We start from the raw sequence: 22,874 nt of genomic DNA, 5'->3' as shown, positions 1-22,874 counted from the left end.
GCTCGCTCCTGCTAGACGGAAAGCAGCTTGACGATGTGGCGCGGGCGGCATTCTCGTTCGTCGAACGCGACGTCCACGTCGGCGGACGCGACGGCGGCGAATGATGCCGCGCAGGCTTCCTCGGATTCCCACTGGCCGGTCGAGATCACCGCGTCGCCTTCGGCGCTGACCCAGCAATCGACGGCCAGGCATCCCGGCGCCGACCCCATCACCTCCCTGACCTTGCGCACCCGGTCGACGAACTCCTCGAAATGGGCGGGCTCGGGGTAGTGAAAGGCCACGAAACCGACGGTCATCTTGCGCTCCTGACGCTGGCGAGGGCACCGTTGCCCTCGCAATTCGCTTACTTCCCAATGGCTTTCAAATATACGGTGCCGTATACTTCGATCGTAACGTGCGGTGCGCCAGTGTCAACACCGTCGGCGATACTGAAGGTATGGTCGCCGTCACTCGCACACCACGGAGCAGTTGGATCGAGCAGGGCCTGCTGGCGCTGGCAACCGGCGGTCCCGATGCCGTCCGCATCGAAAGCCTCGCGCAGGCGCTCGGCGTCACGAAGGGCGGTTTCTACGGCCACTTCGCCGATCGGAACGCACTGCTGGACGAAATGCTGGACACCTGGGAGCGGGAAAGTACCGAGGAGGTACGGGCCCAGGTGGAACGTGAGGGCGGTGACGCGCGAACGAAGATCCGCCGCGCGGGACTGCTCACCTTCTCCAACGATCGGATGCTGCCGATCGACCTGGCCATCCGCGACTGGGCCCGTCGCGACGAAGCGGTCGCCGAACGCCTGCGCCGCGTCGACAACGACCGCATGGCCTACGCGCGCGAGCTCTTCGGCAGCCTCTATTCGGATCCGGCGGAGGTCGAAGCCCGCAGCATGCTCGCTTTCTGCCTAGCCGTCGGCAATCACTTCCTCGCCGCCGACCACAACGAGCACACCCGCCATGAAGTCGTCGTCCGCGCCGCCGATCTGCTGCTCGAATGTCCGTAGGTGCGGACGCGGCTCAGTTGTCGGCCTGGGCTCGGGGGAAGGCCCAGCGGGCGTAGGTATTTTCGGGGCGGACGGTGATCACATCGCACGTTTCGACCAGGGGGTCGACGGTGCCGTCCAGGTGGTCGAGGCAGGGGGCTATCACCGCTTCGGCGCCACTGGTCCGGACGACGTTGAGCAGGTGCAGGATTCGGTGGTCGGTGTCCGAGCCGAGTACCACGGTGTCGACCAGGTCGTACCCGAGTCGCTTAGCGAGACTACGGATCTGGGTCTCGTCCCATGCTCGGTGCGCACCCGAGATGTCCTGCCGCAGGTACCCGAGCGCCATTGGTTTCGCCGTCATCATCATCACCACCCTTCTCGCTAGAAAACTAACGCACCACCACGCCTAATACCACCCACAGCGCATCCCCGAGCTCCCCAAATCTACCCGCGCCCACCTCGGAACGTTGCACACGCAAAGTTGGCCGTTGGGGCGGGTGTCAGGGGAATCGGGGGCGGGCGGTGGGCCGTGGCGGGCGGTAGGTTCGTGGCGGCGGTTGGTGAACGTTTCTGAAGGCAGGTCGGTCTACATGCTCGTTCGGATCGTCCGGGTGATCTTGGTGATGTGTTGTGCGATAGCCGGTTTCGGGGTGGGACCGGCCGGTGCCGTTCCCGGCGGCGCGAATCCGGTGTTGGTGATCGGCGGGATCGGCACCGATGTGGGTCCATTGGAAGTCTTGCGAACGTGGCTCGGTTCGCGGGGGTATACCGCCTACTGGATGGTGCTGCGCGCCCATCCGACCGAGAACGCGCCGTTCGGCAGCGCGCCGATCGCGGAGTCCGCCCAGGCGGTGGCCGAGCAGGTCGCGGAGATTCGGCGGGAAACCGGTGCGGAGCGGGTCGATCTGGTCGGGCATTCCATGGGCGGGCTCGCCCAGCGTCACTACATCAAGTTCCTCGGCGGTCTCGGGCAGGTCGGTACCTATGTCGATGTCGGGACACCTGAGCTGGGGATCGTGCTCGCCTTGGAGTGCGCCGACCGGTACCCGGGTTGCCGTGATCTGCTGCCGTGGTCGGAATTCATCCGCGATCTCAATGCCCCGCCCGCGATACCGCCGGGACTTCCCGCGTACCACCTGTACACCGAAATCGCGTTCGAGAACGTTCCGCTGCCGGGTGCGACCAACGCCAGTGTCCAATCGTTCTGCGCCGGGCGACGTGTTGCCCATGGCGACCAGCTCGTCGACGGCGCGGTGCAGCAACTGATCGACTCCGCATTGCGGGGTGGGCCGCTGTCGTCCACCTGTCCCTAGGTTGGTCAGGCGTCGCCGAATGGGCGATCTGCCTTGTCGACGGTGAAAACGCCACGTCGTGGGCATGTCGTCGGGAATGGGCGACTCGGGAGCGGCTAACGGATTTATGTGTAACCGACGGTTACAGATAACTTCGGGAGGACTCTGTGAGGAGGGGCGGTCGCGGATCGAATCACGCGGTACCGGAGATGTTCACAGCCTACCTGGTGCCGGAATCAGCCGCTACCGAGCCCTTGGCAAACGAGCGCTGAGCAGGTTCGCGATAACCAGGTCGACCCGACCAAGCGCTTGCTACGCTCGCCGCATGATCTCCACGGCGGTCTGGGGCACCGGCAATGTCGGCCGGGCGGCCATTCGAGCCGTCGAGGCACACCCGGCACTGAAACTCACGAACGTGCTCGTGCACAACCCGGACAAGGTCGGGCGCGACGCCGGTGAACTGAGCGGCCTCGACCACCACCTCGGTGTCGCGGCGACCGACGACGTCGACGCGGTGCTGGCATCGGGTCCGCGCGCTGTCGTGTACGCGGCGTCCGGTGATATCCGCCCGGACGACGCACTCGCCGACATCGTGCGGGCGATCCGGGCCGGAGCGCTGGTCGTCACGCCCGCGCTGTACGCGCTCTACGACCCGCGCAACGCACCGGCGGAGGTCCGCGACCCGGTGCTGGCCGCGATCGCGGACGGCGGCGGTTCCCTGTTCGTCTCCGGCGTCGACCCCGGCTGGGGCAATGATGTACTGCCGCTGTTGATCAGCGGCCTCGGCGGCACCGTGGACGTGATCCGCTGCCAGGAGATCTTCGACTACTCCAGCTACGACCAACCGGACTCGGTCCGCTACCTCGTCGGCATGGGGCAGCCGATGGATTATCAGCCACCCATGCTCGCGCCGAGTGTGCCGACCATGGTGTGGGGCGGGCAGATTCGACTGATGGCGCGTGCGCTCGGCGTCGAACTCGACGAGATCCGGGAGACCCTGGAGCGACGGCCGCTGGACGCCACGATCAGCACCCGGTCGATGGGCGAGTTCACCGCGGGCACCCAGGGCGCGGTGCGGTTCGAGGTGCAGGGCATCGTGGCGGGGGAGCCGCGCATCATCATCGAACATGTCACCCGCATCCATCCGTCCTGCGCGCCGGAGTGGCCCGCGCCCGCCGACGGCGACGGTGCGCACCGCGTGATCGTCGAGGGTCGCCCGCGCATCGAGGTCACCGTTGAGGCGACGGACGAGAACGGCAACCGCGCCGCGGGCGGAAACGCCACTGCGGTAGGTCGTTTGGTGAGTGCCATCGATTGGCTGGCCGCGGCCGAACCCGGACTCTACGACGCACTCGATATTCCGCTGCGTCCGGCAGTCGGCAAACTCGGAAGGAAACACCCATGATCATCGACATCCCCGAGGGCAAGGACCCGATCGGTTACGTCTGGGGCGAGATGGTGCCGGGCATCGGCGTCGCCGCCGCCCAGTTCTCGATGTCGGTGTATGCGCACAGCACCCTAGGATTGCGCGAATTCGAAGCCGCCCGCCTGCGCATCGCGCAGATCAACGGCTGCCTCTTCTGCCAGGATTGGCGCACCGAACGCGACGGCGTCAAGGTGGAGCCCGAATTCGCCGACGCCGTCACTGACTGGCGCAGCACCGAAGCCTTCGACGAACGCACCAGGCTCGCCGCCGAATACGCCGAGCGCTACGCCCTGGACCACCACAGTATCGATGATGAGTTCTGGACCAGGATGCTGGCCGAATACTCTCAGGTCGAAGTCGTGGAACTGAGCATGAGCATCGGCTCCTGGCTGGCCTTCGGCCGGCTCAATCGCGTCCTCGGCCTCGACACCGCCTGTGTGCTGCCAGGACATTCGGCGGCGTAGTCGATCGGTCGCGGCGGGAACGCTAACGTTTCGGCACCCACGCGGGTTGCCCGTCGACAAGTCCTGTCTCGAACAATTCCGGCGCGTCCAGGACGGCGCGGAGCAGGTCGTGCGCCTCCACGGTCGACAGCGAGGTGGGGTAGCGGAGGTAATCGAGGGTCGCGGTGATTTCGGCCTGGAATCGATGGCTGAATTCGATGTCGCCGACACAGGTGAGGGCGATGCGGCCGTGCCAGTCGATGTCGTGCCTGCCGTCCGGTCGGCGAGTGAAGAACACCTCCTGGTCGGCGACGGAATCGTGGCCGAGTAGATAGATATTGAAGGCCAGATATTCGAGTTGATCGATATCGAGGAGGGGCAGCGGATCGGCGGTCAAACGTTGCGGCGTCAACGTTTTCAGTTGAAATGGATTTCCGGGTGTGGCGGCGAGAAACCCGGTGCCGTCGTCCTCGCCCCAGTAGGTGGAGGACAACGTGCAAGCGCCGTAGTTCCGCCACACGTCCGGCGAGGACCAATCATCGGTCCCCGCAGCGCCTTTCGTGGACGCTTCGGCGACATATTCCGCCGACCGCAGGTGCAGATCGAACCATAAATTGCCGTTCTCGTCGATCCGCCCGGTCCAGGCGAACTCCTCGATCGCGTGCCCTGTCGGCCACGGGTTTCCCGGAAACACAATCCGTCCGATGGCCGGATCGTGTTCCGGGTCGATCCTTTCCATGCCGACGAACCTAGCGACCGACACCGACAAACCCCGCATCCGCCGCCGTTTCGGTTCCGATAATGCTGTTCACTCAGGCTTTGACCGTCGTCTCGTCGCCCGACGCACCGGCATCCGGCGCGTCCTCGACGGTGCGTTTCGGTCCGGTGAACCAGGTGCGGGCCGAAACCAGCCACCAGATGCCGATGGCGCCGACCACCCCGATCAACGCGATCGGGGCGTAATTGACCGTATTCCAGGTGAACTCGCTGTTCCATGGGTAGCCGCGGTCGTCCATCGGGAGGATGAACAGGAAGCTGATCAGCACGATCCACAGCAGCGCGACCACGCCGACCGGGCGATACCAGCGCCCGAGTTGCCAAGGGCCGGTCTGGAACCGGGAGCCGTGCAGCTGGCGCAGCAGGATCGGAATGCCGTAGGCGATGTAGAGGCCGATGGTGGCCACCGAGGTGGCGGCCGCGTAGGCGGTGGGTGCGTTCGCGGCGGGCACCAGCATGGACGGAATCAGCAGCACGAACGCGAAGAACGAGATGAACAGCACCGCGTTGACCGGCACCTTTCGCGCCGAAAGTTTCGACCAGAGCGCCGATCCCGGCACCGCGCCGTCCCGGGAGAAGGCGAACAGCATGCGCGAGGCCGAGGTGACCGAGGCGTACCCGCAGAACAATTGCGCGGTCGCCGCGATGATCAGCAGCAGCCCGGACCAGAACGAATTCAGCGAATTCTCCAGGATGTAGATCACCGGGTAGCCACTGTTCTTGGTCGGATCGAGCGCGTCGTCCAGATTCGGGATCGCGAAGGTCACCGCCATGATGAGCAGGTATCCGGCGATCGCCGACGCCACGATGGTATTGATGATGCCCTTCGCCGCCATCCGCGAGGCGTCGTGGGTTTCCTCGGACATGTGCGCCGATGCGTCGTACCCGGTGAACGTGTACTGCGCGTGCAACAGGCCGAGCAGGAAGCTGAAGGCCACGCCGCCGAACCCGACCGCGCTGTTGTCGACGGTTTCGGTGAACACGAATCCGACGCTCTGATGCTGGTTCGCACCGAAGGTCAGCACGAGCACGAATATCGCGACGCCGCCGACATGCCACCACGCGGAGATATTGTTGATCACCGCGGAAAGATGCGGCCCTATCGCGTTCAGCACGGCGTGCAACACCAGTATCACCAGGAAAACAAGGAAGATCGCGGTCCGGTCGGTGCCGATCTCGATGCCGATCACGTTCAGCACCACGGTGGTGAAGATCGCCGCCCCGTAATCGATGGCCGCGGTCACCGCGATCTGGCCGATCAGATTGAACCACCCGGTGAACCAACCCCAGACCGGCCCGCCGAGCTGAGCCGCCCACCAGTACAGCCCGCCGGAGGTGGGGTACGCGGAAGCCAACTCCGCCATCGCCATGCCGACGAACAGCACCATGAGCGAGACCAGCGGCCAGCCCCAGGCCATGGTGATCGGGCCGCCGTTGGCCAAACCGATTCCGTAACTGGCCAATCCGCCGGTCAGGATGGAGACGATGGTGAAGCTGATGGCGAAGTTCGAGAATCCGGACCAGGATCGGGCCAATTCTTGTTTGTAGCCGAGTTCGGCGAGCCGACGTTCGTCGTCGGACGGGGACGGTCGTTCACTCATGTACTGCTCCCGGGTGTAAACACTGCCCTCACACAGCGTTTGCCAGAAGATCAGTGTGGAGTAAACCTGGGTCAACCGCACGGCAACCAGGAATACCGTGGCAAATCGCTGCGACCCCCTCCGGCCGTGGCCGGGTGCGTCGCCGTAGCGTGGGACATATGAGCGATCGACTGGTTGTCATCGGTGGTGACGCGGCCGGGATGTCGGCGGCTTCGCAGGCACGCAGGCTGAAGGACGCGAGCGAGCTGGCGATCGTGGTCTTCGAACGCAGCCGGTTCACCTCGTACTCCGCCTGCGGAATCCCGTACTGGGTCGGCGGCGATGTGACCGAACGCGATGCGCTGATCGCCCGAACGCCCGCGGAGCACCGATCCCGCGATATCGACCTGCGGCTGCGCACCGAGGTGACCGAGATCGACGTCGCCGGCAGCCGGGTGCGCGCCCGTGATCTCGAGTCCGGCACCGAATCATGGACGGGCTACGACAAACTCGTGATCGCCACCGGTGCCAGGCCGATCCGGCCGCCGCTGCCCGGCATCGACGCGGCCGGTGTGCACGGCGTGCAGACCCTCGACGACGGACAGGCCCTCATCGATACGCTCGACCATACCGAGGGCAAGCGCGCGGTCGTGGTCGGTGCGGGCTACATCGGTGTCGAGATGGCCGAGGCGCTGATTCAGCGCGGCTACGACGTCACGATGGTTCATCGTGGCCCGCAGCCCATGTCGACGATGGATCCGGACATGGGTGCGCTGGTCCGGGATGCCATGTGCGGCATGGGCATCAAGGTGTTCGGCAATGCCGAGGTGACCGAGCTCCGCACCGACGAGCAGGGCCGGGTCAGCGCGGTGGTCACCGACAGTGCCGAATATCCCGCGGACGTGGTGGTACTCGGCATTGGGGTACGCCCGGACACGGAATTGGCTCGCGCCGCCGGCCTGCCGCTGGGGGAGTACGGCGGACTGCTGACCGATCTGGCCATGCGGGTGCGCGGCCACGAAAACATTTGGGCCGGTGGGGATTGCGTCGAGGTGCTCGATCTGGTGTCCGGTCGCGAACGCCATATCGCCCTCGGTACCCACGCCAACAAACACGGCCAGATCATCGGCGCGAATGTCGGTGGCGGGTACGCGACCTTCCCTGGTGTCGTCGGGACCGCGGTGAGCAAGGTCTGCGACCTGGAGGTCGCGCGAACCGGCCTGCGGGAGAAGGACGCTCGGGCCTCGGGCTTGCAGTTCGTCGCCGTCACCATCGAATCGACCAGCCGCGCGGGCTATTACCCCGACGCCGCGACGATGACGGTGAAGATGATCGCCGAACGGCACACCGGGCGCCTGCTCGGTGTGCAGATCGTCGGCCGCGAGGGCGCGGGCAAGCGCGTCGACATCGCCGCCGTCGCACTCACCGCGCACCTGACGGTCGACCAGATGACCGCTCTCGATCTCGGTTACGCACCACCGTTTTCCCCGGTCTGGGATCCCGTGCTGGTGGCGGCCCGCAAGGCGGTCACCGCGGTGCGCGAGCGCCGGTAGCGCTCAGGCCGCTTCCCGGTACACCGCGAGGACCGGGATTACCCGCGACGTCTTGGCCTGGTACTCCCCGAAACCCGGCATGATCTCGACCATCCTGGCGTACAGCGCGTCGCGTTCGGCGCCGGACACCTCCTCGGCTTTCGCCGCGTACCGTTCGGTGCCGATCTCGACGGTGAGCTCAGGGTTGGCCCGGAGATTGTGGTACCAGGCCGGGTGCTTGTCGGCGCCGCCGTTGGAGGCGATGAGCACGATTCGGTCGCCGTCGGGCAGATAGACCAGTGGATTGGTGATGCGGCGGCCCGACTTGGCGCCGGTGGTCGTGATCAGCACCATGGCCGCGCCTTCGAACATGCCGCCGACCTTGCCCGCGTTGGCGCGGAACTCGTCGATCACCTGCTCGTTGAAGCTTTTTCGGTCGAAGTCGGGGCTGTTGGGATCGGTCACGTCGTTGCCTCCAGTGGTCGGTTTTCATCCGGGTAACCATGGAGCGAGTGACGAAATTCCTGCGCGCTCAGTAGTCGGCGAACAGCTCGAGCAGGTCGGCCTTGCCGAACATGACGGCGGCGTCGCGGGCCGACGGGGTGCCCGCGTCCGGGTCGGCGCCGCACTCGACGAGTATTCGCGCGATCTCGGTCTCACCCTTGAAAACCGCACCGGCCAATGGGGTTTGCCCCTTGTCGTTGGCGCGGTTCGGGTCGGCGTCCCGGTCGAGCAGCGCCGCGACGGCATCACGATGACCGTGATAGGTGGCGAGCATGAGGAGGGTGTCGCCCGCGTCGTTGGTGAGATCCGCGGGGACGCCGGCATCCAGATAGGTGGCCAGCGCGGCGGCGTCACCCTGGCGAGCGAAATCGAACAGCTTGGTGGCCAGTTCGATGAGTTCCGGATCTATGTCAGCGCTCATTCGCCTTTCCTACCACGCCTCGGTGACACTCATCCGGAGCTCGCCCGCTTTCCCATCTCGGCGCTGACCTGCCGCAAATCGGCGACGAACTGCGCGTATGCCTCGGTACGGTCCGGTGCGCGCAGCACCGCAGACGGATGCACCGTGGCGATCACCCGATAGTCCGCCATCGAAATGACTTGCCCGCGTTGCTGACTGACCTTGAACGAGGGTCCGACCACCGCCTGCGCGGCGATCGCGCCGAGGCACACCACCAATTCCGGCCGCAGGAGCGACAACTCGGCGGTCAGCCAGGCCGAGCAGGCGACGATCTCGGTACGGCCCGGCTGCTTGTGGATCCGCCGCTTGCCCCGCTCGACGAACTTGAAATGCTTGACGGCATTGGTCAGATAGACGGTGGCACGGTCGATACCGGCCTCGTCCAGCGCGCGGTCGAGCAGGTGACCAGCGGGGCCGACGAACGGATGCCCCTGCCGGTCCTCCTGATCGCCCGGCTGCTCACCGACCATGACGACGGTCGCGTTGTCGGGGCCTTCGCCGAACACTGTCTGCGTCGCGTCCCGGTAGAGATCGCAACCCCGGCAGCCGCACGACGCCTCCTGGAGGGTCGCCAGATCCGCTCCGTCGGGGACGAATTCGGCGGCCCCCGGCGCCTTCATTTCGCCTCCTGAGCTTCCCGCGCGTAAGGGGGGTACGCTTCGGCACGCAGCAATCCGGCCAGGTGCGCGGCATTGCGGGCGACCGCGCCGTTCGTCCGCTGGACGTCCTCGGGGGTCTCGTACAGATCCTGATAGTCGACGGAGCCCATCGCCTGACCGTTCCAGTAGGTGCCGCCCTGTGCGGGAATGGTGAACCCGATGTCGTTCAACGCCTGGAACAGATCCGCGATGATCTTGTGCGCGCCGTCCTCGTTGCCGACCACCGCGGCGATCGCGACCTTGCCGACCATGCTCGGCCTGCCCTCGTCATCGGTCTCCGACAGCTCCGCGTCGAGCCGCTCCAGCACCCGCTGCGCCACCGATGACATGTGCCCCACCCAGGTGGGCGTCGCGACGAGCAGGATGTCGGCGGCCGCGATCTGTGCGCGCAGCATCGGCCACGCATCGCCGTCGCCCTCGTCGGCGCTCACCCCTGGACGCACGTCGTAGTCGACCACCCGGACCACCCGGCCGACCACCCCGTATCGTTCCAATTCGTCCAACACCTGCCCGGCCAGCAGTTCGCTGCTCGACGGCTCCGGGGACTTCTTCAAACTGCACACCAGCGCTACGGCTGTCAACGCGCTCATGACTGGGTCGACCTCCTTCGGGCGGGGGAAACTGCTGCCGAGTTACCCGTTTTGCCCGCGCTCACGCCGGACGCCCTCGAATGCCCTTCTCACCTGGTGTACCGGTATAGTCGCCGCGGATGAGTAGTGTCACCACCCGCGTTGAGCCGGAAGCCAAGAACCGTCGACTCGGCGTCGTGGTATGGCTGGCACCGGCGCTGTCCATCGCGTTTGCCGCGTTTTGTCTGCTGTTGCCCGTCTGGCCGCTCGACGAGATCACCGGCGGGTTCATCGACCTGCAGGTCTATCGCCTCGGGGTGGACGCATTGCGTCAAGGCAACGACATGTACGGCCAGTTGCCGCAGACCACCATCGGCGCGGGCTTGCCGTTCATCTATCCGCCGTTCGCCGCGCTGGCGTTGAGCCCGTTCGCTCTGCTGCCGTGGAATGCGGCCGCATTCACCTTCTTCGTCTCGTCCGTGGCCGCGCTCGCGCTCACCCTGTACCTGGTTGCCCGGCAGATTTGGCCCACGGCGGGGCAGCGCGGACTCGCACTGCTTGCGACCGCGTGCGCGACCCCGCTCGGCCTACTGCTGGAGCCGATCCATTCGACGCTGAACTTCGGTCAGGTGAACCTGCTGCTGATGGCGTTGGTCGCCGCCGACTGCCTCACCGAGAAGCCGCGCTGGCGGCGCGGCATGCTGATCGGTGTCGCCGCCGCCATCAAGCTGACCCCGGCGGCCTTCGTGCTGTATTTCCTGGTGCGCCGCGACTACAAGTCGGCGGCGACGGCCGCGGCGACCGGTGCGGCGGCCACCTTGCTCGGCTTTGCCGTGCTGCCGCACGACTCCGCGAAGTACTGGTTCGGCGGAATGGGCAATGTGTCCGGCTTGAGCGGTTCGGCGTTCCACACGAACCAGTCGATCCAGGCCATGCTGGCCCGGCTGAAGGTGCCCGAGCCCGCGTTCACCGGACTGTGGCTGATTCTCGGCGCCGCGCTGCTGGTGCTGGTGATCGCGGCCATGCGGCGCGCGACCGACTTCCCGCCGCTCGCGCTGGCCTTCAACGCGGTCTTCACACTGCTGTTCTCGCCGATTTCCTGGTCGCACCACTGGGTCTGGATCGCCCCGGCATTGCTGGCCGCCATCGGCTACGCCACCCGGTTGCCGCGCCGTCGGGCCATCGGCTGGTCGGTGACCATCGCCGTCATCACGGCGGTCTTCGTGTACGGCCCGCAGAACTGGCTGCCCGACGGCGAGCATCGCGAAACCGAGTGGACGCCATGGCAACACATCATCGGCAACACCTATGTGTGGTTCAGCGTGCTGCTCGTCGCGCTGTACTTCGTCGCAGGCCGCCGGGCCGCTCCCACGCGAGAACCAGTGCCGGCACTGGTGCCGCAACACCAATCCTGACCACCGGGTTGTTTGCTGCCGGGATCCCCGGGTAGGGCGTCAGTGACGGCACACCGCCGTCGCCGACAGAATTACCCGAGGCAAGGAGGGATGCACATGGCCGACGCCCCACGTGGCTTTGCCGCCATGGACGCAGAGCAGCAACGCAAGATCGCCAGCCAGGGTGGCAAGGCGAGCAGCGGCAGCTTCGACAACGATCCCAAGCGTGCCAGCGAGGCAGGCAAGAAGGGCGCCGCGGCGCAACCGACCGCCGCCAAGCGGCTCGGCGGCGAACACAGCCACCAGAACCGGTAATCCGAAAAGCAGCCGATGGGCGGGGCGTCAGCCTCGCCCATCTCCCGTCTCGAACCGAGGGGATGGCAGCCCGATGCGCTTGCGCCGCAGCACCATCTACGGCCCCGGCCTCACCAGGGTCCGGCGCGGCCGCGGTTTCTCCTATGTCACGACCGACGGTGCGGCGGTGACCGACGACGAAACGCTCGATCGCATCAAGTCTTTGGTGATTCCGCCGGCCTGGCGCAAGGTGTGGATCTGTCCGCACCCCAACGGTCACGTGCAGGCGGTCGGGGTGGACGTGGCGGGCCGTCGGCAGTATCTGTACCACGAGCAGTGGCGCAAGGAGCGGGACGAGGAGAAGTTCGACCGGGTACTCGAACTCGCCGCGCGGCTACCCGAAGTGCGACGACAGGTGCGCGCGGATCTGGCCGACCCGGGGCTCGGCAAGCACCGGGCCGAGGCGGTCGCGATCGAACTGCTGGATCGCGGCGTATTCCGGGTCGGCGGTGAGGAATACGCGGAGGAGAACGGTACCCGTGGCGTCGCCACGCTGCTGCGTGAGCAGGTGCGGTTGTCCGGCGACGAGATGCTGTTCGACTATCCGGCCAAGGGCGGTATCCGGCGACGGGTTCGCGTCACCGAACCGCTGGTTGCCAAAGCTGTTCGGGCGCTGCGGCGCTGCCGATCCGGCTCGCCGCGACTGCTCGTTTATCGCAACGGGACCGGTTATCGCGAACTACACGCCGAGGACATCAATCTCCGCTTCCGGGAACTGGCGTGCTGCGACTGCAGCGCCAAAGATCTGCGGACCTGGCAGGCGACGGTGCTGGCGGCGGCGGACTTCGCTTCGGCCGAATGCCCCACGTCGCAACGTGGTCGCAAGGCAGTGGCGAAGAAGGTGATGGAAGATGTTGCGGCAGCCCTCGGCAACACACCAACGGTGGCCCGCAACTCGTATGTCGATCCGCGGGTGGTGACGGCATTCGAGAACGGATCGACGATTGCCGCGGCATTGCGGCGCGCGCGACGGGCCGCTTCGGACGACGAGCGCCGCGAACTGGTCGACCGGGCGGTGATTCGGCTGCTACGCAAGGCCAAATGACCCGCTGCTCATCCCCTTGCCCAGCTCAGGAGGGCCGGAATCCCGTTGTCCCAGCCGTGATCCCGGCCTCCTTCGCCCACTTCACCTTGATGAAGACCTCTACGCTAACAGCGCACCCGGTCTGCCCGACAGCCACGAAAACTGGTGTCCCCGATCATGCAAGCTCCAGTAGTGGGCCGACATGTATCGCGCGGTACACCTCGTTGCGGATCGCGTTGGCTTCCTGGTCGGTGAGCGTGCGTGCCAACGGCCGGAGAATCAGCCGCACAACGGCATTCGTTTGCCCCGGCACGATGCCGAGACGGTCCCGCGCCTGCTCGGAGAGCTCGGCCCATGGTGTCCGAGCCGATACGAGCACGGACTCGATGTCATCGGCTCGATCGTGCAGTACTTTTCGCACGGTGTCGCCGAGGGTCTCGTCATCGGTGTCGTCGGCGATCACCACCGACAGGTCGCGGCGAATCGGCGGCAGCATCGAGACCGGCCGCCACGGCGAGAGGTCGCGCAGCTGGTCGGCGATGCGCGGGTTATCCGATCTGAGGTAGCGGATATCGGGAATTCCCTTGCACAGCATCAGGGCTCGGTCCAGGCCCATACCTAGCGCGGTGCCCGACCAGCGGGCGGGGTCCAACCCGGCGCCGACGAGGACGTGTTCGGCGATGAGGCCGCATTCGGCGAGTTCCAGCCAGTCGGCACCCAATCGCACGTCCACTTGCCGCCCCAGGGCGGTGTAGGGGTGTTGTGCGGGCGTCGTGCGCCATTCGGCGCCGGGCAGCACCGCCTCGACCAGGCGGGCGACCATCTCGTTCACCTCGTGGTCGCCGGTGTCCGGCCTGGACCGCAATCGCCATAGATCGACTTGGTGCGGTTCGCCCACGTGGATGCGATCGACGACGTCTCTGCGGTAGGTCAGCCCGGGCACGACGATGAGCTCGTCGACTTCGGTCGCCACACCGGCGTAGCGCCGCAGCGTCTCGGGGATGTCGGCGGTGGTGTGGCTGCGCAACATCACTGTCGGGCTGAGATATCGGGTGTAGCGCGTATCGCGGGTGATGTCGGACGGGTCGTAGCCGAGCTTGTCGTAGTTGTCGACGACGGCGACGATCGGCGAGTTGCGGACGATGTGCACCGTCGACGCCCAGGCGTCGGCCAGCGCGTCGATGGTCCGGTTCAGCAGAGCCTGCATGGCGTGCGGTCCCTGCGCGGCGTCGCTCAGGTCGCGCACGGCAAGCGCCCGCGACAGGTCCAGCGGAGTGAGATAGGAAGACATGTGAGTTCCTTTGGTAGCCAGTCGGATTCGGTGAACCCCCCCGAACCGCCGACGGCCACAGGAACTACGTGAGCGAACGCACGCAGCAGACCCCGCGGCCGACTGTCGGCCGGGGGCGAAGAAATCGCCTGCACGCGTTCATGAACCAAGCGTAAGGGATCACTCGGTCGCAAAGCCAGCGACAACCACTATTTTTGAACGATCGGTCCAAATGAAGTAGTCTTTGCCTCGTGGGCAGAACGAAGGAATTCGATCCGGACGCGGCACTGCGGACGGCGATGGAGCTGTTCTGGCGGCAGGGCTACGAGGCGACCTCCATGCAGGACCTGGTCGACCATCTGCAGCTCGGGCGCGGCAGCATCTACGGCGCGTTCGGCGGCAAGCGAGAGTTGTATCTCAAAGCGCTGGAACGCTACGCGGAAGACACTCGGGCGGGATTGCTCGACCAACTCTCCGTGCCCGGGTCGGCGTTGGCGGCGGTTCGCGCGCTGGTGCGCTGGTACGCCGAGACCTCGCTCGCCGACGAATCGCGAAAAGGCTGCCTGATGACCAACACCGCGGTCGAGCTCCCCTCTGATGAAGGCGCGCGCCGACTGGTCGCCTCCGGTTTGGAAACCATGGAGACCGTGCTCACGAGCGCTTTGCTGCGGGCGCGTGCGCAGGGGGAGTTGTCGGCGGATCGGGACCCGGTCGCACTGGCCAGATTCATCGTGACGCTCCTCCAGGGGATTCGCGTTGTCGGCAAGACTCCGGTCCGGCGTCGCTTTCTCGATGACACGGTTGAGCAGGCGCTGACCCTGCTCGGCTGAGCCGTCGGTCGTTCTGCACCACACCGCCGTTCGGGCACCACATTGTTCCGTCGGGCATCGCTATGTCCATTTACTGGACCGATCATTCAAGAAAAGGATCCTCCTGTGACACACAACGTTCCGACCGATGCCGAGCTGGCCGCCTCGCTGGACGGCGACTTCACCAGCGCCTACGCCGAGGTCAACGGCACCCGCCTGCACCACGTCACCGGTGGTGCGGGCGAGCCGTTGATCCTGCTGGGCGGCTGGCCGCAGACCTGGTGGCAGTTCCGGAAAATATTGCCGGAGTTGGCTCTTCGCTATCGGGTGACCGCCGTCGATCTGCGCGGCATGGGCGGCTCGGCCAAACCGGCCGCAGGCTACGACAAGAAGACCATGGCGCGCGACATTCACGAATTGATCCGGCAGCTCGGGCACCGGTCCGCGTTCGTCGCCGGGCACGATATCGGCGCGTCGCTGGGCTATCACCTGGCCGCCAATTTCCCGGAGTCGGTGCGGCGGTTGGTCACCGTGGACATGGGCGTCCCGGATGCCGCCTGGCAGGCCATCACCATGCTGCCGGGCAGCGACGATCAAGCGGCGGCACTCGAGCACGGGCGCGGCGGCTATCCCTGGTGGTTCGCCTTCAATCAATTGCGCGAACTCCCCGAACAGCTGCTGGCCGATCGCTTTCGGTTGGTGATCGATTGGCTGTACGGGCACATGCTGGTCGATCAGGCGTCGGTGGAAGAAGAGGCGCGGCGCATCTACGCGCACGCCTACGATTCCCCCGACGCCATCCGCGCGGGCAACGGCTGGTATCAGACGATGCGCCAGGACATCGCCGATCTCGCGGACTACGCGCCGGTGACGGTGCCGATCCTGACCTTGGCGGGGGAGGAGTCGTATCCGGCACTGCGCCAACAGATGTCGGCGGATAAAGGGACCGACATCAGGGTCGTCGAGATCAAGGGCAGCGGCCACTACATCCCCGAAGAGCAACCCGGCCAGATGGTGCGTGAGCTGACCGCGTTTTTCGAATCGAGCGCGGTAGCAAGCGCTTAGCGGTTCCGAGCGCCTGCTCAGGCGGAGATGGGCTCCAGGTCGTAGAAGGGGGGATAGGTCTCGCTGCCGGTTCGCTCGGCCGCATCGATGTAGTCGGCGAGAGCGCTACGGGATCGAGCGAGCCGGGCCAGCTGATCGTCCAGTCGGCGCAGGCGTGACCGCATCGCGGCCAGCAGTTCGGGGCACCCGGGCAGCTCAGGGGCCTCGCCGACCGCGCAGGGCAACAGGTACGCGATGTCCTCGGAGGACAGTCCGGCACCGAGCAGGTGCCGGATCTGCTGCACCCGCAGCACGGCGTGCTCGTCGTACTCGCGGTAGCCGTTCGCGCCACGGTCTGCCGCCAGCAGGCCGTTCGCCTCGTAGTAGCGCAACTGATGGGCGTTGACGCCCGTCCGGCGACTCAATTCCCCGATCCGCATCGAAACCCTCACTTGACCTTCACACCGGTATGAACGTTGATGATGCTGCCATGGACAACAAAGCACCCGTGACAGTCATCGGACTCGGCCTGATGGGCCAGGCGCTCGCCGGCGCGTTTCTGAAAGCCGGACATCCCACAATCGTGTGGAACCGGACGGCCGCCAAGGCCGACCAGTTGGTGGCCGAGGGTGCACGGCTGGCGTCAGCGGTCGGCGACGCTCTCCAGGCGAGTTCCCTGACCATCGTCTGCGTCACCGACTACCAGGCCATGCGCGAACTGCTCGGCGCGAGCGACATCGACCTGAACGGCACGATGTTGCTCAACCTGACCTCGGGCAACTCGGCCCAGGCCCGAGAAGCCGCCCGATGGACCGAGCAGCGCGGCGCTCGCTACTTGGACGGCGCCATCATGGCCATCCCGCCTGCCATCGGGACCGCCGAGGCGGTGATTCTGCACAGCGGCCCGCAGTCGGACTTCGAAGCGCACAAGTCGACGCTCGACGCGCTCGGCACCGTTACCTACCTCGGCGCCGATCATGGGCTGGCGTCCCTGTACGACGGGGCGGGCCTGACCATGATGTGGAGCGTCCTGAACGCCTGGCTCCATGGCACCGCCATGCTCCGAACGGCCGGTGTCGACGCCGTGACGTACGCGCCGTTCGCGCGGCAGATCGCCGCCGGGGTGGCCGAATGGCTGCCCGGGTACGCCGAACAGATCGACAGCGGGTCCTTCCCGGCCGAGGTGTCGGCCCTGGAGGGCGACGCGCGGACGATGGCGCACCTGATCGAGGAGAGTGAGGCATTGGGTGTCAACGCCGAACTGCCGAAGTTGATCAAGGCGATGGCCGACCGCTCGATCGCCGCCGGGCACGGCGCGGAGCAATATCCCGTGCTGATCGAGGAATTCGGCAAACCCTGAAACGCCCGATCCGGCACCGGAATCCAGTTGACTGGCCTATCCGGAACCGGCCGACAAGCGTCCGGCGACACCGGGGATCCGGTCGACCATCGCGATGGTGAAGTCGGCGAGCAGGTCGATCAGGCCGTCGCGATCCACGTCGAGACCGCCGTCGAGCCAGACGAGGACGAGTTCCGCGGCACCGCCGGTGATCAGTTGCGAGGTCGCGGCGACGGCGGTGTCGTGGCCCGCGGGCAGGGCGAGCACCAGCCGGGTTTGTTCGATGATGACGTCGGCGACCCGGCGCATGCCCGCGAAGCGGGTGCGCATCAGGGCTTCGTTGCCGTACGCCTGGGCAAAGATGATCTTGGCACGGCGTGGGTCGTCGGTGAGTTCGATGATGAGTGCGGCGACGCCTGCGCGGATCTTGTCGGCGGGCGCACCCGCGGTGTCGACGACGGCGGCGCGGGCCCGGTCCAGCGCGGCGTCCTGAATTTCCAGCAGTAGCTCGGACGCGAGGCCGTCCAGATCGGGGAAGGCCTCGTAGAAGAAGCGGGGACCGACGCGAGCCTGCTCGCAGACGCCGCGAACGGTCATCGCCGACAGGCCCTGGGTGCCGACGATATCGAGTGCGGCATCGAGCAACCGCCTGCGTCGATCTTCCCGGCGCTCGGCGGTCGACGTGCCACGGTAGGTGCCGCTGAATGCTCGGGTCACCCGAGCAGCCTCGCACAAGAGAAGTCGGGAAACAACTGTTTACGGAAACGTGCGTTTCCGATATGGTCGAGGGGTCGCAGCGTCGCGAAGGGACCACCGGCATGAGTCTTCTCGTTCCCCCGAAAATCACTGATGTCCATGGGGATGTCCGCCACCTGCGTGCCCGGATCGCGAAACGCGCGCAGGCCTTCGGCGCTCGGGTCGCCGACCGCTACCCGTCCAGCGCGCGTCCGCTGGCACAGCCGCCGCCGGGCAGTGGGTTACGACCGGTGCTCGGGGACTTCGGCGTGCCGGGCATCGGCTACACCCTGCACGCGTTGAGTGATCCGATCATCTTGTCGCGCAACCGGTTCGAACGTTTCGGACCGGTGAATTGGATGGGCATCCTTGGTCGCCCTGTGGTCTGCGTCGGCAGCCCCGCTGCGATCGAGGCCGTGCTGATGGACCGCGACAAAGTCTTCTCGGCGCAGCGCGGCTGGGAGTTCCTGATCGGCCCGTTCTTTCGCGGCGGATTGCTGTTGCGCGATTTCGACGAGCACCTGTTCCATCGCCGCATCATGCAACAGGCGTTCACGCGGCCGAAGCTGATCGGGTACCTGGCGTTGACGACGCCGCGCATCACCCGTGGCGTCACCGGATGGCGGCCCGCCGCGCACTTCCCGCTCTACGACGCGATCAAGCAGATCCTGCTGGAGCAGGCCACCGAGGTCTTCGCCGGAGCCGAGATCGGCCCCGAAAGTACGGTGCTGGCAAGGGCTTTCGAGGACGCGGTGCACGGCGCGACCGCGCTGATCCGGGCCGATGTGCCGGGCGGCGTGTGGTCCCGCGGGATACGCGGCAGGCGAATTCTCGCCGAGTACTTCCGGCGCGAGCTGCCCGCCAAGCGCGCGGGCGACGGCTCCGACTTGTTCAGCGTGCTGTGCCACGCCGAGACCGACGAGGGGCACGCCTTCTCGGATCAGGAGGTCATCGAGCACATGATCTTCGTGATGATGGCCGCGCACGACACCAGCACCATCGCCGCGTCGATGCTGGCCTACGAACTCGCCCGCCACCCGGACTGGCAGGACCGGCTGCGCGCGGAATCCCGCGCCCTCGGCAAACCAGCCCTCGACTACGGCGATCTCGACCGGCTGCCCGGACTGGATCTGGCGTTCAAGGAGACGCTGCGCTTGTATTCGCCGGTGGCCCAACAGGTTCGCGAAACCACCAGGGATACTGAGCTGCTCGGCTACTACGTGCCGAAAGGCACGCTGATCATGGTCGGTTCGTACCCGATGATGCGCACCGACGACTACTGGCACGACCCCGATGTGTTCGACCCGGAGCGGTTCGCGGCCGAGCGCCGCGAGGACAAATCGCACCGGCTCGCCTGGGCGCCGTTCGGCGGCGGCGCCCACAAATGCATCGGCCTGTACTTCGGCGGCATGACCGTCAAAGCCGTGCTGCATCAGATGTTGCTGCGCTACCGCTGGTCCGTGCGGCCGGGCTATCAGGTCCCGCTCGTCGCGGGCACTGGACCCATGCCCGCCGACGGCCTGCCCATCCGCTTGGAACGGCTGCCGTCGTGAGGATCGTCGCCGACCGCACCCGCTGCGACGGGCACGGTATGTGTGAAGCTTTGGCGCCCAATCTGTTCCGCGTCGGCGACGACGGAATCGTCGCACCGCGTACAGACTCCGTCGACGACAACGATCATGACCTTCTGCAACTCGCGATCGACAGCTGCCCCGTCGAGGCGCTGCGCCTGGCCTGACTCGCGCGTGCCTTTTCCGCTCGGCGCGGTCGGCGGTGGAAACGCCTGGGCATCGGGCGATCCCAGTGGATGACATCGAAGAGAGATCAAGAGTTTGGAACCTCGCCGCCGAGGCATTCCCTGTCCGATACGACCGGCTCGGCAAGGAGGTTCAGGTGTCGTCTGGGGTGTTGATCGCGGTGATCGTTCTGGTGGTCCTCGCAGTGGTGGCCATCGCCTTACTGGTCTGGCCGATGGTGCGCAGGCAGCGACTGCGGAGCCGGTTCGGGCCGGAATACGACCGGACGGTACAGGAACACGAGGACCGTCGCGCGGCGGAACGCGAACTGGCCGAACGCGAGCGGCGGCATGCCGAACTCGAATTGCGCGAGCTGACGCCGGAACAGAAGCAGCTCTACACCGCGCAGTGGGTCGAGGTGCAGGAACAGTTCATCGATGATCCGGCCGAGGCCCTGCAGGCCGCCGATCGCCTGCTGACCACGGTGATGGCCCAACGTGGTTATCCCACCGAGGATTTCGATCAGCAGGTCGCCGACCTGTCCGTCGAGCACGCGGAACCGCTCGGCCACTACCGGGCCGCGCACGAGATCGCGACCCGTCCGGCCGGCGCCGAGGTGTCGACCGAGGACCGGCGTACCGCCATCGTGCACTACCGGGACCTGTTCCAGGACTTGCTGAATGGCGCCACCGACGACAAGAAGACCGAGCACGACAAGAAGGCACTGTCATGAGCACCGAATACGAACGCACCGTGCACTCAGATAAGCCCACCGAGGATGTCCCGATGAGTGAGCGGGAAGCGCGGGCTTCGACGTGGGATGAAGGGCCGGGCCACGCCGAGAACGCTTGGACCGCAACAGAATCAGAGACCAGCGCCCGCTCGGAGAAGCAGGCTGACGACCAAGTGCATGCGTCGGAGAACGTTGCCGAATCGGAGCACGCGAAGACGACGGACTACGGTACCGAACCAGCGACCGCAACCGAGTACGGCGCGGAGACCGCGCCACAGCACGACGCCGAGCCGGATCACGTGATCGCCACCAGCGGTGACGCTGACGCGGATCAGGAGACCACCGCGACCGCGGACACCGAGCCGGATCAAACCGCCGTGGCCGCGAACGGTGCTGAGCAGCAAAAGGCTTCGTTGGATGACGTCGGCACGCCACTGTTCACCGACTCCGAGGTCGACCGCCTCCGCACGCAGTGGCGCGAGGTGCAGGGTGCCTTCGTCGACAATCCGCGCGACGCGGTGACCCAGGCCGACAAGATCGTCGCGGACGTCATCTATCAATTGACCACCGCCTACGCGGAACGCAAGCGCGTGCTCGAGGAACGGTGCGCCGGGTTGCACGAGGCGGATACCGAGGAGCTGCGCCAAGCCCTGCGCGGCTATCGGGGCTTCTTCCATCGGCTGTTGGTGATCGAACAATAGACGTCACCGACGGAAGGCGTTGCCCATGAATTTGTTTCGATTGCCGACCGACCGGATCGACCAGCTGACCGACTGGGTCGGCCGGCAGCTGAAGGCGCGGGTCCCGTCGCCCGACCCGGCCGACCGGGATCCCGAATTCATCATCGACACGGTGGGTCCCGGTTGGCTGTTCGCGCGGCTGTATTTCCGGGCGGAGGTCCGTGGCCTCGAGCGGATCCCGGACGAGGGCCCGGTCCTGTTGGTCGGCAATCATTCCGGCGGCAACGTCTCACCCGAGGTGCTGGTGGCGACCTTGGCGTTCGTGCGGCGGTTCGGCCCGCACCGCCCGTTCTATCAGCTGGCCCACGACATGGTGATGGCCTATCCGGTCATCGGCACGCTGCTGCGCCGCTTCGGGACGGTGGGTGCGAACCCGGACAGCGCTCGGCAGGTGTTGCGCGACGGAGCGGTGGTGCTGGTGTATCCCGGTGGCGACTGGGAGGTGCACCGCCCGACCTGGGAGGAAGACCAGATCGACTTCGCTGGCCGGACCGGGTTTCTCCGGTTGGCCTGGGACGAGAAGGTGCCCATCGTGCCGATGGTCAATATCGGTGCCCAGCAGACCGCGTTGATGCTGACCCGTGGGGACCGGCTCGCTCGGTTCCTCCGGCTGGATCAGATGATGCGGCTGAAGGTCTTTCCGATTTCGCTCGCCCTGCCGTGGGGCCTCAACATCGGTGATCTCGCCGGTCATATTCCGTTGCCGAGTAAGGTCACCGTCGAATTCCTGCCACCGATCGATCTGCGTGCGGAGCTCGGTCCGGAGTTGGATGTGGAGGCGGCCTACGAGTACGTCACCGGCATCATGCAGGAGGCGCTGAGCGGCCTCGCGGAGGAACGCGGGCTACCGATAGTCGGCTGAGAAGCAGTGGCCCGCAACCGATTCAGCTCGTGCCGGGAAGCGCCTGCGCGACGAACATGTAGCTCTTCTCCTCGACCCGCCGCGCGATGCGCCACTGGCCGTCGACGCGCGCGAATGTGTCGAGGTACCAGAGACCGCACAGCATGAGGCTCGCCGGTCCGTCCCCGCCGGACAGCAGCATCGGGTTGTGACACATGGTCCGTCCAGTGGCGGTGTCGCCGTCGAGGATGATCGATGAGTTGCTGATCAAATGTTGGAACGCGGGGAAATTCGGCAACATGGCGGCGAGGAATTCCTTCGTCGCCGCCACGTCGCCGGCCGGTCCGCCCATCGCCGTGTAGTCGATGTGCGCGTCGGCGGTGAAGATGTCATCCAGCCGATCCCACTGGCCGGTGTCAACGGCGTGGGAGTACCGGACCATGAGGTCCTGGATCTCCAGGCGGTCCGAAATCTCTTGCAGGGACAGCATGTTTGCCTCCGAATTGCGCCGATCCTCTTGGCGCTATGCCACCAGGGTCGAGCCCGGGAATCAATAGTCGAAGGCGCGCAGGGCGGCGGAGGCGAGAAGGGTCAAGCCTTGTGCGGGAGGATGGATAGTACGAGTGCGAGTCCGGCC

At 66.3% G+C, this 22,874-nt stretch carries 28 protein-coding genes; 16 read left to right on the top strand and 12 right to left on the bottom strand.

Features of this window, described 5'->3' with window-relative positions; all coding sequences use genetic code 11:
- Positions 1-11 precede the first annotated feature (11 nt).
- Complete coding sequence (locus KV110_RS25370) at positions 12-296, bottom strand: antibiotic biosynthesis monooxygenase (protein ID WP_218469784.1); 285 nt, start codon at positions 294-296, stop codon at positions 12-14.
- A 140-nt stretch (positions 297-436) separates the two neighbouring features.
- Between KV110_RS25370 and KV110_RS25365 the strand changes: the two genes are divergently transcribed.
- Positions 437-994, top strand: a complete 558-nt coding sequence (locus KV110_RS25365; RefSeq protein WP_218469783.1) for a TetR/AcrR family transcriptional regulator — start codon at positions 437-439, stop codon at positions 992-994.
- Positions 995-1,007: 13 nt separating this feature from the next.
- On the opposite strand, the gene KV110_RS25360 is transcribed toward KV110_RS25365, so the two are convergent.
- On the bottom strand, positions 1,008-1,337 hold the full coding sequence (locus tag KV110_RS25360) for a hypothetical protein (protein ID WP_218469782.1): 330 nt from the start codon (positions 1,335-1,337) through the stop codon (positions 1,008-1,010).
- Between the two features lie 229 nt (positions 1,338-1,566).
- On the opposite strand from KV110_RS25360, the gene KV110_RS25355 reads away from it, so the two are divergent.
- The 3 genes from KV110_RS25355 to KV110_RS25345 all read left to right on the top strand — a co-directional run bounded on the left by KV110_RS25355 (position 1,567) and on the right by KV110_RS25345 (position 4,158).
- Complete coding sequence (locus tag KV110_RS25355) at positions 1,567-2,289, top strand: esterase/lipase family protein (protein WP_218469781.1); 723 nt, start codon at positions 1,567-1,569, stop codon at positions 2,287-2,289.
- A gap of 304 nt (positions 2,290-2,593) precedes the next feature.
- On the top strand, positions 2,594-3,673 hold the full coding sequence (locus KV110_RS25350; RefSeq protein ID WP_218469780.1) for an NAD(P)H-dependent amine dehydrogenase family protein: 1,080 nt from the start codon (positions 2,594-2,596) through the stop codon (positions 3,671-3,673).
- The gene (locus KV110_RS25345) at positions 3,670-4,158 is read left to right on the top strand and encodes a carboxymuconolactone decarboxylase family protein (RefSeq protein ID WP_218469779.1); all 489 of its coding nucleotides are present in this window, start codon (positions 3,670-3,672) and stop codon (positions 4,156-4,158) included. Before KV110_RS25350 ends, KV110_RS25345 begins: the two co-directional genes overlap by 4 nt.
- 22 nt (positions 4,159-4,180) lie before the next feature.
- Here the strand turns inward: KV110_RS25345 and KV110_RS25340 are convergent, their stop codons facing one another.
- Both KV110_RS25340 and KV110_RS25335 read right to left on the bottom strand, forming a co-directional pair.
- A complete protein-coding gene (locus KV110_RS25340) occupies positions 4,181-4,876 on the bottom strand; it encodes a hypothetical protein (protein ID WP_218469778.1) in 696 nt (231 codons plus the stop codon).
- A 73-nt stretch (positions 4,877-4,949) separates the two neighbouring features.
- Positions 4,950-6,515 carry an amino acid permease gene (locus KV110_RS25335; RefSeq protein ID WP_246633961.1) on the bottom strand — a complete coding sequence of 522 codons (1,566 nt, stop codon included), beginning with the start codon at positions 6,513-6,515 and terminating at the stop codon, positions 4,950-4,952.
- Positions 6,516-6,673: 158 nt separating this feature from the next.
- Between KV110_RS25335 and KV110_RS25330 the strand changes: the two genes are divergently transcribed.
- A complete protein-coding gene (locus KV110_RS25330; protein ID WP_218469776.1) occupies positions 6,674-8,047 on the top strand; it encodes an FAD-dependent oxidoreductase in 1,374 nt (457 codons plus the stop codon).
- Between the two features lie 3 nt (positions 8,048-8,050).
- Here the strand turns inward: KV110_RS25330 and KV110_RS25325 are convergent, their stop codons facing one another.
- The 4 genes from KV110_RS25325 to KV110_RS25310 form a co-directional block, all read right to left on the bottom strand.
- Positions 8,051-8,491, bottom strand: a complete 441-nt coding sequence (locus KV110_RS25325; protein WP_218469775.1) for a nitroreductase family deazaflavin-dependent oxidoreductase — start codon at positions 8,489-8,491, stop codon at positions 8,051-8,053.
- 67 nt (positions 8,492-8,558) lie between these two features.
- A complete protein-coding gene (locus tag KV110_RS25320; protein ID WP_218469774.1) occupies positions 8,559-8,951 on the bottom strand; it encodes an ankyrin repeat domain-containing protein in 393 nt (130 codons plus the stop codon).
- 29 nt (positions 8,952-8,980) lie between these two features.
- Positions 8,981-9,610: a UdgX family uracil-DNA binding protein gene (locus tag KV110_RS25315; RefSeq protein WP_218469773.1), complete on the bottom strand. Its 630-nt coding sequence runs from the start codon at positions 9,608-9,610 to the stop codon at positions 8,981-8,983.
- Positions 9,607-10,239 carry a flavodoxin family protein gene (locus KV110_RS25310; protein ID WP_218469772.1) on the bottom strand — a complete coding sequence of 211 codons (633 nt, stop codon included), beginning with the start codon at positions 10,237-10,239 and terminating at the stop codon, positions 9,607-9,609. The genes KV110_RS25315 and KV110_RS25310 overlap by 4 nt, the downstream gene beginning before the upstream one ends.
- 119 nt (positions 10,240-10,358) lie before the next feature.
- Here KV110_RS25310 and KV110_RS25305 point away from each other — a divergent pair, with 119 nt between their 5' ends.
- The 3 genes from KV110_RS25305 to KV110_RS25295 all read left to right on the top strand — a co-directional run bounded on the left by KV110_RS25305 (position 10,359) and on the right by KV110_RS25295 (position 13,011).
- Positions 10,359-11,633, top strand: coding sequence for a glycosyltransferase 87 family protein (locus KV110_RS25305; RefSeq protein WP_218469771.1), 1,275 nt, complete (start codon positions 10,359-10,361; stop codon positions 11,631-11,633).
- A gap of 96 nt (positions 11,634-11,729) precedes the next feature.
- Positions 11,730-11,927 carry a con-10 family general stress protein gene (locus tag KV110_RS25300; protein WP_218469770.1) on the top strand — a complete coding sequence of 66 codons (198 nt, stop codon included), beginning with the start codon at positions 11,730-11,732 and terminating at the stop codon, positions 11,925-11,927.
- 73 nt (positions 11,928-12,000) lie between these two features.
- Positions 12,001-13,011: a DNA topoisomerase IB gene (locus tag KV110_RS25295; protein WP_218469769.1), complete on the top strand. Its 1,011-nt coding sequence runs from the start codon at positions 12,001-12,003 to the stop codon at positions 13,009-13,011.
- A gap of 154 nt (positions 13,012-13,165) precedes the next feature.
- Here the strand turns inward: KV110_RS25295 and srmL are convergent, their stop codons facing one another.
- Positions 13,166-14,281, bottom strand: coding sequence for a PheS-related mystery ligase SrmL (gene srmL / locus KV110_RS25290; RefSeq protein WP_218469768.1), 1,116 nt, complete (start codon positions 14,279-14,281; stop codon positions 13,166-13,168).
- Between the two features lie 230 nt (positions 14,282-14,511).
- Here srmL and KV110_RS25285 point away from each other — a divergent pair, with 230 nt between their 5' ends.
- Positions 14,512-15,090, top strand: coding sequence for a TetR/AcrR family transcriptional regulator (locus tag KV110_RS25285; RefSeq protein ID WP_246633960.1), 579 nt, complete (start codon positions 14,512-14,514; stop codon positions 15,088-15,090).
- A gap of 105 nt (positions 15,091-15,195) precedes the next feature.
- Positions 15,196-16,134, top strand: a complete 939-nt coding sequence (locus tag KV110_RS25280) for an alpha/beta fold hydrolase (RefSeq protein ID WP_218469767.1) — start codon at positions 15,196-15,198, stop codon at positions 16,132-16,134.
- A 17-nt stretch (positions 16,135-16,151) separates the two neighbouring features.
- On the opposite strand, the gene KV110_RS25275 is transcribed toward KV110_RS25280, so the two are convergent.
- Positions 16,152-16,553, bottom strand: a complete 402-nt coding sequence (locus tag KV110_RS25275) for a MerR family transcriptional regulator (RefSeq protein WP_218469766.1) — start codon at positions 16,551-16,553, stop codon at positions 16,152-16,154.
- A 50-nt stretch (positions 16,554-16,603) separates the two neighbouring features.
- On the opposite strand from KV110_RS25275, the gene KV110_RS25270 reads away from it, so the two are divergent.
- On the top strand, positions 16,604-17,473 hold the full coding sequence (locus KV110_RS25270; protein ID WP_218469765.1) for an NAD(P)-dependent oxidoreductase: 870 nt from the start codon (positions 16,604-16,606) through the stop codon (positions 17,471-17,473).
- A gap of 36 nt (positions 17,474-17,509) precedes the next feature.
- Here KV110_RS25270 and KV110_RS25265 read toward each other — a convergent pair whose 3' ends face one another.
- Entirely contained in the window at positions 17,510-18,169 is a 660-nt protein-coding gene (locus tag KV110_RS25265; protein WP_218469764.1) for a TetR/AcrR family transcriptional regulator, read from the bottom strand.
- Between the two features lie 101 nt (positions 18,170-18,270).
- Here KV110_RS25265 and KV110_RS25260 point away from each other — a divergent pair, with 101 nt between their 5' ends.
- The 5 genes from KV110_RS25260 to KV110_RS25240 all read left to right on the top strand — a co-directional run bounded on the left by KV110_RS25260 (position 18,271) and on the right by KV110_RS25240 (position 22,258).
- On the top strand, positions 18,271-19,740 hold the full coding sequence (locus KV110_RS25260) for a cytochrome P450 (protein WP_218469763.1): 1,470 nt from the start codon (positions 18,271-18,273) through the stop codon (positions 19,738-19,740).
- Positions 19,737-19,925 (top strand): ferredoxin, encoded by a 189-nt coding sequence (locus tag KV110_RS25255; protein WP_218469762.1) that lies wholly within the window; start codon positions 19,737-19,739, stop codon positions 19,923-19,925. The genes KV110_RS25260 and KV110_RS25255 overlap by 4 nt, the downstream gene beginning before the upstream one ends.
- Positions 19,926-20,080: 155 nt before the next feature.
- Positions 20,081-20,656: a hypothetical protein gene (locus KV110_RS25250; protein WP_246633959.1), complete on the top strand. Its 576-nt coding sequence runs from the start codon at positions 20,081-20,083 to the stop codon at positions 20,654-20,656.
- Positions 20,653-21,357, top strand: coding sequence for a hypothetical protein (locus KV110_RS25245; protein WP_218469761.1), 705 nt, complete (start codon positions 20,653-20,655; stop codon positions 21,355-21,357). The genes KV110_RS25250 and KV110_RS25245 overlap by 4 nt, the downstream gene beginning before the upstream one ends.
- A gap of 25 nt (positions 21,358-21,382) precedes the next feature.
- Positions 21,383-22,258: a lysophospholipid acyltransferase family protein gene (locus KV110_RS25240; protein ID WP_218469760.1), complete on the top strand. Its 876-nt coding sequence runs from the start codon at positions 21,383-21,385 to the stop codon at positions 22,256-22,258.
- A 22-nt stretch (positions 22,259-22,280) separates the two neighbouring features.
- On the opposite strand, the gene KV110_RS25235 is transcribed toward KV110_RS25240, so the two are convergent.
- The gene (locus tag KV110_RS25235) at positions 22,281-22,727 is read right to left on the bottom strand and encodes a nuclear transport factor 2 family protein (protein ID WP_218469759.1); all 447 of its coding nucleotides are present in this window, start codon (positions 22,725-22,727) and stop codon (positions 22,281-22,283) included.
- Positions 22,728-22,874 lie beyond the last annotated feature (147 nt).

The organism is Nocardia iowensis (assembly GCF_019222765.1).
GTDB classification, from domain to species: domain Bacteria; phylum Actinomycetota; class Actinomycetes; order Mycobacteriales; family Mycobacteriaceae; genus Nocardia; species Nocardia iowensis.
The sequence above is the reverse complement of the archived record's forward strand: the minus strand, read 5'-3'. Positions and strand labels throughout refer to the sequence as shown.

What these genes read in the sequence shown, in the direction of transcription:
- KV110_RS25315 (WP_218469773.1), bottom strand. Translation starts at nt 9,610, where the DNA reads ATGAAGGCGCCGGGGGCCGCCGAATTCGTCCCCGACGGAGCGGATCTG.
- KV110_RS25310 (WP_218469772.1), bottom strand. Translation starts at nt 10,239, where the DNA reads ATGAGCGCGTTGACAGCCGTAGCGCTGGTGTGCAGTTTGAAGAAGTCC.
- KV110_RS25270 (WP_218469765.1), top strand. Translation starts at nt 16,604, where the DNA reads ATGGACAACAAAGCACCCGTGACAGTCATCGGACTCGGCCTGATGGGC.
- KV110_RS25350 (WP_218469780.1), top strand. Translation starts at nt 2,594, where the DNA reads ATGATCTCCACGGCGGTCTGGGGCACCGGCAATGTCGGCCGGGCGGCC.
- KV110_RS25360 (WP_218469782.1), bottom strand. Translation starts at nt 1,337, where the DNA reads ATGACGGCGAAACCAATGGCGCTCGGGTACCTGCGGCAGGACATCTCG.
- srmL (WP_218469768.1), bottom strand. Translation starts at nt 14,281, where the DNA reads ATGTCTTCCTATCTCACTCCGCTGGACCTGTCGCGGGCGCTTGCCGTG.
- KV110_RS25240 (WP_218469760.1), top strand. Translation starts at nt 21,383, where the DNA reads ATGAATTTGTTTCGATTGCCGACCGACCGGATCGACCAGCTGACCGAC.
- KV110_RS25340 (WP_218469778.1), bottom strand. Translation starts at nt 4,876, where the DNA reads ATGGAAAGGATCGACCCGGAACACGATCCGGCCATCGGACGGATTGTG.
- KV110_RS25235 (WP_218469759.1), bottom strand. Translation starts at nt 22,727, where the DNA reads ATGCTGTCCCTGCAAGAGATTTCGGACCGCCTGGAGATCCAGGACCTC.
- KV110_RS25260 (WP_218469763.1), top strand. Translation starts at nt 18,271, where the DNA reads ATGAGTCTTCTCGTTCCCCCGAAAATCACTGATGTCCATGGGGATGTC.
- KV110_RS25320 (WP_218469774.1), bottom strand. Translation starts at nt 8,951, where the DNA reads ATGAGCGCTGACATAGATCCGGAACTCATCGAACTGGCCACCAAGCTG.
- KV110_RS25365 (WP_218469783.1), top strand. Translation starts at nt 437, where the DNA reads ATGGTCGCCGTCACTCGCACACCACGGAGCAGTTGGATCGAGCAGGGC.
- KV110_RS25295 (WP_218469769.1), top strand. Translation starts at nt 12,001, where the DNA reads ATGCGCTTGCGCCGCAGCACCATCTACGGCCCCGGCCTCACCAGGGTC.
- KV110_RS25245 (WP_218469761.1), top strand. Translation starts at nt 20,653, where the DNA reads ATGAGCACCGAATACGAACGCACCGTGCACTCAGATAAGCCCACCGAG.
- KV110_RS25330 (WP_218469776.1), top strand. Translation starts at nt 6,674, where the DNA reads ATGAGCGATCGACTGGTTGTCATCGGTGGTGACGCGGCCGGGATGTCG.
- KV110_RS25275 (WP_218469766.1), bottom strand. Translation starts at nt 16,553, where the DNA reads ATGCGGATCGGGGAATTGAGTCGCCGGACGGGCGTCAACGCCCATCAG.
- KV110_RS25305 (WP_218469771.1), top strand. Translation starts at nt 10,359, where the DNA reads ATGAGTAGTGTCACCACCCGCGTTGAGCCGGAAGCCAAGAACCGTCGA.
- KV110_RS25335 (WP_246633961.1), bottom strand. Translation starts at nt 6,515, where the DNA reads ATGAGTGAACGACCGTCCCCGTCCGACGACGAACGTCGGCTCGCCGAA.
- KV110_RS25370 (WP_218469784.1), bottom strand. Translation starts at nt 296, where the DNA reads ATGACCGTCGGTTTCGTGGCCTTTCACTACCCCGAGCCCGCCCATTTC.
- KV110_RS25355 (WP_218469781.1), top strand. Translation starts at nt 1,567, where the DNA reads ATGCTCGTTCGGATCGTCCGGGTGATCTTGGTGATGTGTTGTGCGATA.
- KV110_RS25300 (WP_218469770.1), top strand. Translation starts at nt 11,730, where the DNA reads ATGGCCGACGCCCCACGTGGCTTTGCCGCCATGGACGCAGAGCAGCAA.
- KV110_RS25345 (WP_218469779.1), top strand. Translation starts at nt 3,670, where the DNA reads ATGATCATCGACATCCCCGAGGGCAAGGACCCGATCGGTTACGTCTGG.